At 50.1% G+C, this 4,509-nt stretch carries 9 protein-coding genes and 1 pseudogene; 5 read left to right on the top strand and 5 right to left on the bottom strand.

Features of this window, described 5'->3' with window-relative positions:
• Nucleotides 1–168 precede the first annotated feature (168 nt).
• A complete protein-coding gene (locus LC653_RS44855; protein ID WP_372478312.1) occupies nt 169–489 on the top strand; it encodes a hypothetical protein in 321 nt (106 codons plus the stop codon).
• Between the two features lie 45 nt (nt 490–534).
• Here the strand turns inward: LC653_RS44855 and LC653_RS46675 are convergent, their stop codons facing one another.
• Nucleotides 535–918: a LysR family transcriptional regulator gene (locus LC653_RS46675; protein ID WP_308189264.1), complete on the bottom strand. Its 384-nt coding sequence runs from the start codon at nt 916–918 to the stop codon at nt 535–537.
• Nucleotides 919–1,037: 119 nt separating this feature from the next.
• Here LC653_RS46675 and LC653_RS44845 point away from each other — a divergent pair, with 119 nt between their 5' ends.
• The 4 genes and pseudogenes from LC653_RS44845 to LC653_RS44830 all read left to right on the top strand — a co-directional run.
• Entirely contained in the window at nt 1,038–1,496 is a 459-nt protein-coding gene (locus LC653_RS44845) for an ester cyclase (RefSeq protein ID WP_229501683.1), read from the top strand.
• Between the two features lie 54 nt (nt 1,497–1,550).
• The gene (locus LC653_RS44840) at nt 1,551–2,183 is read left to right on the top strand and encodes an MFS transporter (RefSeq protein ID WP_229501682.1); all 633 of its coding nucleotides are present in this window, start codon (nt 1,551–1,553) and stop codon (nt 2,181–2,183) included.
• Entirely contained in the window at nt 2,113–2,799 is a 687-nt protein-coding gene (locus LC653_RS44835; RefSeq protein ID WP_229501681.1) for an MFS transporter, read from the top strand. Before LC653_RS44840 ends, LC653_RS44835 begins: the two co-directional genes overlap by 71 nt.
• Nucleotides 2,800–2,844: 45 nt before the next feature.
• Nucleotides 2,845–3,183 (top strand): annotated as a pseudogene (locus tag LC653_RS44830) (alcohol dehydrogenase catalytic domain-containing protein); the annotation flags it as partial.
• Here the strand turns inward: LC653_RS44830 and LC653_RS47755 are convergent.
• From LC653_RS47755 to LC653_RS44820, 4 genes are all read right to left on the bottom strand, one after another.
• Entirely contained in the window at nt 3,138–3,347 is a 210-nt protein-coding gene (locus LC653_RS47755) for a hypothetical protein (RefSeq protein ID WP_372478310.1), read from the bottom strand. The pseudogene LC653_RS44830 and the gene LC653_RS47755 sit on opposite strands and share 46 nt — an antisense overlap.
• Before the next feature lie 236 nt (nt 3,348–3,583).
• On the bottom strand, nt 3,584–3,802 hold the full coding sequence (locus LC653_RS44825; RefSeq protein WP_229501679.1) for an SDR family NAD(P)-dependent oxidoreductase: 219 nt from the start codon (nt 3,800–3,802) through the stop codon (nt 3,584–3,586).
• 97 nt (nt 3,803–3,899) lie between these two features.
• Nucleotides 3,900–3,995 carry a zinc-binding dehydrogenase gene (locus LC653_RS47750; RefSeq protein WP_372478311.1) on the bottom strand — a complete coding sequence of 32 codons (96 nt, stop codon included), beginning with the start codon at nt 3,993–3,995 and terminating at the stop codon, nt 3,900–3,902.
• Nucleotides 3,992–4,435: a zinc-binding dehydrogenase gene (locus LC653_RS44820; protein WP_229501678.1), complete on the bottom strand. Its 444-nt coding sequence runs from the start codon at nt 4,433–4,435 to the stop codon at nt 3,992–3,994. Before LC653_RS44820 ends, LC653_RS47750 begins: the two co-directional genes overlap by 4 nt.
• Between the last annotated feature and the right edge of the window lie 74 nt (nt 4,436–4,509).

Genomic DNA, 4,509 nt, shown 5'->3' with positions numbered 1-4,509 from the left:
ATTTGATTACTTCTCAATATTTCCGACATAGCAGCGCCTGTATTGTTCACAGTCTTCAAGGAATTTCAAAAATCTCAGCAAATCAGAGCATTTTTCTCTCACCAGAGACATAAAAGAGCGTTAGTTCGCTCCCTGAGATTAACCGATGAAACTTGGAAGGCTTTGGGCATGGCAGCAGAATGCAACGGCTTAACTAGGGCTGACTATTTAGAATACATTGTCCGCAACAATACCCTGCCAAGTATTACACGGGATGAGTCGTCACTTTACCCATGTAATATACGTGATGATGAATCTCTTCAACCGTGTATTACACCGAATGAGGCGCATCAAAAAAGGTCAGTTGCCTTATTGCCTCGGCTAGAAACACTTGAAACTTTACGCGATCGCATTTTGTCTCAACTGAAGTTAGGGAAGCAAGCTACTGGCTACAAGATGGCACTTAAAGCTCTCAATCTTTTCATTGCTGAAGTAACTACCAGCGCATAAACGTTTTCTGAATTTGCTAACAATTCAATTGTCAGGGGTATTTTTTTATTTTGTAATACATGGCTTGGGGTCATACAACCTCATCGCTTTACTCCTCAAGTCATCCGCCCTGGACAAGCGTTTCCCGAATTCGCCAACAGTGTCTTCGCCAGCTCTTCCCCTGATCGCCGCATTGAGGCGAGGCAGGAGGACTTCTAACTCTTGCAGCAAGCGATCACCACGCGGTGTCCGCTTGTACCCTATGCCACTACGAACGAGCAGGTCGTCGCCCAGTGCTACCCGCAGCCGACTTAGCACGCGGCTCATCGCTGGCTGACTGAGCGAGGCGCGAACGGCGGCGCGAGTGACATGCCTCTCCTCCAGGATGGCTTGCAAAGCCAGAAGTTGATTGAGGTCGATGTGCGAGAGGTTGGGGAACTGTTGAGCCATAGCTTTATACTATATCAATAATGATATAGTGTCTATCCTAAATATGCATTGGACACATTATGTTTCACATGTGATGATCGTCGTAGTTTCATTCGCGTTTGTTATTAGCCGAGGATTCTATGCATTCAGTGGCGACGATTCAAACTTCAGCTTTGACAGTGGCGCAAAAGCGCTCACTTGAAACGTTTTACCGAGCCTTCAGCGATAAAAACCCTAACCTTCTCGACGAAGCCGTGACCTCAGATTGGCAGGACATTCCGCTTGCGCCCGGTCAAGCTCCTGGTCCTGAGGGTATGAAACCGCTGATGCCAATGTTTTTCACTGCGTTCCCCGACTTGCAGATCATCATTGACGAGGTAATTGAACAACCGAATCACGCGGGTGTGCGGGCGCGAATGGTTGCGACTCATCAAGGGGAAATTTTTGGCTTGCAACCGACGGGAAAGCCAGTCTTGATCGCGCTGCATGAGTTTCATCACTTCGATCACGATCGCATTTCGCACACCTGGCATTTAGAGGATTGGTTTGGAATGCTGCATCAAATTGGTGCATGGCCGCTCGCTGCACTGCCTAGCTAGAAACTGACCGATTTTTATCATCAGTCAGCAGCTATCGGAATCAGAAGAAAAACTATGCGAATTCGACCTAACTCTCTGGGATTTACTCTGCTGCTGGGTGCGTTGGCTGCGTTACCGCCCTTAGCGATCGATATGGGATTGCCCGCCCTCGCTGCACTTGGCATATCCTTCAATACATCTTCTGCTGCCACAGGTTTGACTCTCAGTCTCTTCATGGCTGGCTTTGCGATCGCGCAACTCATTTTTGGACCCGTCTCAGATCGATACGGACGCCGCCCGATTCTATTCATCGGTTGTGGAGTCTTTGCCCTCGCGAATGTAATGTGTACGATCGCGCCCTCAATTAACACGCTGATTCTCTGGCGGTTGATCGCGGGTGCAGGTGCGGGTGCTGCCGCAGTTCTAGAGATGGCGATCATGCGTGACTTGTTTGAAGGTGCTGCCGCACGGACACAGTTCTCTTATATCAATTTAGTGATGAGCATTGCGCCGATGATTGCACCAACCATTGGTGGGTTAATTCTGACGATCGCAGACTGGCGAGCGATTTATGGAGTGCTGGCGGTTGGCGGTCTAGTTCTTGTCGGTGCTATCACGATTGGGTTTGGAGAATCTATTGCTGATCAGGCGACGAGGTGCGATCGCACCTCGTCGCCTGATCAGCAACTACCTTCGAGTTCTAAGTAATCGAATCTGTATTGGCTACGCGCTCGTTAACGCCTTGAGCTTTGGCTGTATGTTTGCTTACGTTGCTGGTTCACCGCTCGTATTGGTTCAGGTTTTAGGCATTTCAACGACTCTCTACGGTTGGTTCTTTGCTTCAACTGCTTTCGCAATTATGGCAGGCTCGTTCTTGAATGGGCGCTTGAGTGTTCGCGGTGTGCCGCCGTCGCGCTTGCTCAAAGTCGGACTCACGCTTGCAGTTGTCTCAGCGATCGCACTGGTGCTGGTATCAATCAGTAATTCTGTTCGAGTCATAACGCTGCCGCCGCTTTTGGTTCTCAACACGTTCTGCTTTGGGCTAATTGCCCCCAATGCGAAGCATGGAGCGCTTCAGCCATTGCCAGAAGTTGCTGGAGTCGCTGCTGCTGTATTGGGATTCACGCAGATGGCGATCGGTGGAACACTTGCCAGTGCATTGGTCGCCTTCTTCTACGACGGACGGACTGCGACTGCGATGACTAGCATCATGTCATTGTTCGCGTTAGCCTCCTTTGCCGTCTACGCTACGATCGTCCGTCCTGCTGAACAGCGGATCGCCCTCGCCTCATTCAACCGCTACCCAGACAGTCATAAGACTTGAACAAATTTTCTACTCACTTTCAACACATCACAAAGGAGACACACAATGAAGGCAGTCCGAATCCACCAATACGGAAGTATTAAGAATGCAGTCCTCGAAGAGATCCCAATTCCAAAGATTGGACTAGATGAAGTATTGGTTCAGGTGGAAGCAGCAAGCATCAACCCGCTTGATGTGAAATTGATCAGTGGCAATATGCAGGACTACTTTCCGCTAACGATGCCGTACACAGTCGGTACAGATCTGTCTGGAATCGTCGTCGAAGCTGGTCTACTAGCCACTCGATGGCAGAAGGGAGACCGCGTTATCGCTCGCTTCGAGCCTGGTTCAAGTATGAATCAGCATCGTGGCGGTGCATTTGCCGAATTTGCAGCGGTTCCGGCGCAGCTTCTAATATCAGGCATGTTCTTTCCTATCGCGGTGGGTACCCCGCCGGGATGGATGGCAAAGCATTTCACTCCGTCGTTGCCATGATCGACGTTAACGAATTCGCAAAGGCGGTTGATCGCGTGCTTCGATGTCTGGTAGTCAGATGCCGTCGGAGTCAACAGTTGAGCGCCGATCGAAGAATTGATCGCCTCATCCAGCTCCCCACTGTTGTCATGACCGCACTTACAATCATTAGTTGACCGAAGCGGCGGCGTTTTAACCTAATTCTCATAAATTCGGGGTCGCGATCAAGTTGAGATCTGCGATTGCCAAACTCTAGTGCTTAATGGATTTACTGCCATCATTTGAGGAAGCTGCTTTAGAAAAATCTGAAATAGACAGTTGATATTTTCGACTATTGTTTTTGCAACCCTTTGGTTGTTTGTAGATTGGTGACATCTAAGCGAACGGTTTTGATTGTGTCTGGATACTGTTTGATGAGATCGTCGAGTTGTTCCGGTCTACGAGCCGTGGCAACGACGAGATCGCCATGTTTGAGAACGGCTTCGGTAAGTGACCGACCAAATCCGCTTGAGCTACCTGTAATCAACCAAACTTTAGAATCAGATGTCATGATTGGTCCCGAATGAGTGGACTATGAATGAGAAACGCACAAGTGTTGAAAGAACAACGCCCGCGAGAAGTGGCAATGATGGTTCGCGCTTTCGTGTTCACGCGACTGTAAGCACGATCTTGCCTTGGATGTGCCCACGAGCGGCTCGTTCGTGCGCCCTTCGTGCATCGGCAAGCGGAAATGTGCTATCTATGGCGACGCGAAGAGTGCCATAGATAGCAAACTTCCAAGTTCCGCGAGCTGTGGGCCGTTTGAGCGCACTTGGGTCATCGAGACCGTGATGCCCAGCTTCGCGGCTTCCTCGGGTTCGGAGAAGCCTAAGAACACGGGGAACAACGCGCCGCCACGCTTAAGCGTACGCAAGAAGCGACCAGTGGTGGGACCGCCTAGGGTATCAAGAACGAGATCAATGTCATGCGCGACTTCCTCGGGAGATATCTTGGTGTAGTCGATGAATTCATCAGTGCCGAGTTCGCGCAGGAACGACTCATGCGTACCCGATGCCACCGCGATCACACGTGCACCCTTCCATTTTGCCAACTGCACCGCGAGGTGACCTACGCCGCCCGCAGCACCATTGATCTGACTTTTCCCGTTAAGTCTTGAAAGGCTTACTGATAAAGGATTTAACAAACAGCACAGCATATACGGTAGAGTAATTGAAATCGGGTGCTAAAGGTAACAAGCAATGCTGGACTGGTGGGAGA

This window comes from Nostoc mirabile CHAB5784 (genome assembly GCF_020829645.1).
In the GTDB taxonomy this organism is placed as follows: Bacteria; Cyanobacteriota; Cyanobacteriia; order Cyanobacteriales; family Nostocaceae; genus Nostoc; species Nostoc mirabile.
Note: the sequence above shows the minus strand (reverse complement) of the source record. Positions and strands in the feature narration are given on the sequence as shown.